Origin of the sequence: Paenibacillus sp. AR247 (assembly GCF_002968895.1) — a bacterium.
GTDB lineage: Bacteria > Bacillota > Bacilli > Paenibacillales > Paenibacillaceae > Paenibacillus_AQ > Paenibacillus_AQ favisporus.
In genome coordinates, this window is the sequence record NZ_PCZT01000009.1 from 1596279 (window position 1) to 1598369 (window position 2091).

The 2091-nt window shown below is 51.8% G+C and carries 2 protein-coding genes and 1 pseudogene; all 3 read right to left on the bottom strand.

The genetic code is table 11. From position 1 onward, the window contains the following. Positions 1–279: 279 nt before the first annotated feature. The 3 genes and pseudogenes from CPT76_RS42115 to CPT76_RS15700 all read right to left on the bottom strand — a co-directional run bounded on the left by CPT76_RS42115 (position 280) and on the right by CPT76_RS15700 (position 2090). Positions 280–1042, bottom strand: a pseudogene (locus tag CPT76_RS42115) (DUF3891 family protein). Positions 1043–1246: 204 nt separating this feature from the next. Beyond that, positions 1247–1534 (bottom strand): hypothetical protein, encoded by a 288-nt coding sequence (locus CPT76_RS15695; RefSeq protein WP_076167812.1) that lies wholly within the window; start codon positions 1532–1534, stop codon positions 1247–1249. Positions 1535–1679: 145 nt separating this feature from the next. Then, a complete protein-coding gene (locus CPT76_RS15700) occupies positions 1680–2090 on the bottom strand; it encodes a GNAT family N-acetyltransferase (RefSeq protein WP_258168533.1) in 411 nt (136 codons plus the stop codon). Between the last annotated feature and the right edge of the window lies 1 nt (position 2091).

A 2091-nucleotide genomic window follows, 5' to 3' on the forward strand; every position in this document is an offset into this window, starting at 1 on the left:
AATCCTACCATGAAATCACCTGCATAAATCGCGTAGGGATGGCAGGTTTTCTCCTCGGCCGCCTTTTGCAATGAATTTAGATTTGAAGCCACAAATCTCAACTGGTCATCCCTGGGACGAAGCTCGATGCACTGCTGGCGGATATCGTCGGTAACGGGTTTTAAATATACAGGATCCATACTGCCACCTCCTATCTACAGCTTCTTGACGGATTCCGCGATCGTGATCTGTTTTTCCNGATCCCACACATCATGGATTTCAAAGGTTATGTTCTCTTCCTCATTTATTCCGGAATATAACATCCTGCGTGATTTCCGGGGCCATGTCGTAGGCTGCACCCAATCCCTTTTCCTCAATAGCTTGTCTCGATACCCGCTTTAGCGTAATCGACCCGGTAAACTCCGATCGGAATAAGGGCAGGCTGACCGCCACGCAGCCTTCGTCCACCCATCGGGCCTGCAAATGCTTGAGCCCGGCGATCTCCGTCTCGATCCCTTCACGGTACCATGGATGCTCCTCATCTTCGGACGCTCCTGGCTCATTGAGACATACGTACAGCGACAGGCTGTCGCACAGCTTCAGCAGGTTAAAATGGCGCTCCACCCGGCTGGCGTCCAATCCGCTGAGCTGACTTTGAATCCGTTCCTGCCGATGGAGCTCTTCCTTGTAAAACCGGGCGGCTTCCGGTCCTTCCGCATAACGGATCCTGCTGGAACGACGCATAGTGCATGCTGCAGAGCAGACCTGCATACGGATCCATCGCTTCCGCCTCATCCAGGCCGGCTCGGTACGAAGACAGCTTAGGCTCAAGCGGATAGTTGATAAAGGAAAACGGGCTGCTGCTTTCTGAATCCCATAACGGATTCTCGTCCAAATATCTCCAGCCGCGATCGTGCTGGGTAATGGCCAGCACTGCAGCTTCACGATCCGATCCTGTCGGCATCCACTCCTGCAACAAATGCTCTGCGATCTGTCCCGATAACTTGGCATGATCATGCTGGCGAATCAGGACGAAGCCTTCCGGTTGTTCTCGGACAATCATCACATTCACCCTCCATCGGTTGATGTTTTTACTAATATTAACTTTTTTCAGCCCATTTTCCCAGCAAAAATTCACTTGTGGATCGACAACCTTCCCCGGCCTTGCACCACCAGCAGAAAAAAACCTCCAACCGGAATATTCCGGCTGGAGGCTCAATATCACATGGGGAAGGGGAAGAGCTGGTGCAGATGTTGGTATTGCCAATTAGAAATCAGAGGTAGCGATTTGAATCGTACCGAACACCGGACCGGCAGCTGAAGCCAGCAGAGCGGCGACAAGCAGACGTTCCACTGACAGCGTCAAGCTGTTTGCCGCCGGGATCGTATAAGTGACAACAGGGGCGTTGACGCGGGTGATGACAAGGTCAACCGGAAAAGCCGACGTGTTGTTCACCGTGACGGCAGCATTGATTCCGCCGGCAAGATTCTCATAGAACGACTTGCCGACACCAGCGGCTAGCGAGTAGAACTGCTCTGGTAACAAAATAGCCATGTGACATGACCTCCTTTACCATTTGATAGATTATCCTATGCTTGAAATCTATCAATGCAACGATACTTGCCGCTAGATTGAAACACATTTTAATAGACGCCCAGCCTGCAATGACGATACTGACTGCTTTCTGCAGGTCTATTCTTTATATCAAATCCAGACGGAGCCGGACCATATCCTGCACTTGGATTCCGTCTTCATAGAATACTTCCTCGTAGTGTCGTATAAAAAAGCCCGGGTCCACGCCCACGATCCGGAAACCGCAGCGTTGATAGAGTTTCAATTGAGGAAAGCTGGAGTTGGCTGTGCCGATTTCCACCGCATGCGCTCCCTGCCTCCTGGCTTCTTCGACCGCGTTTTCGATCAGCATTTTGCCGATCCCTTTGCCCTGCAGGTCTTCCCGCACAGCAATATTGACGATTTCAACCGTTTTCGGATGCGTATCGATCAGCACATACTCTCCCGCCAATTCGCCGTTGAGGTAAGCTCCATACCCCCCTGCCCCCTGGCCGACGTAATCCTCAACCATCTCTTTGGATGGATCAGCAAGCAGCAGC

Bases quoted from the DNA above. Each gene is read 5' to 3' on its own strand.
- CPT76_RS15695 (WP_076167812.1), bottom strand. From the start codon at position 1,534: ATGGCTATTTTGTTACCAGAGCAGTTCTACTCGCTAGCCGCTGGTGTC.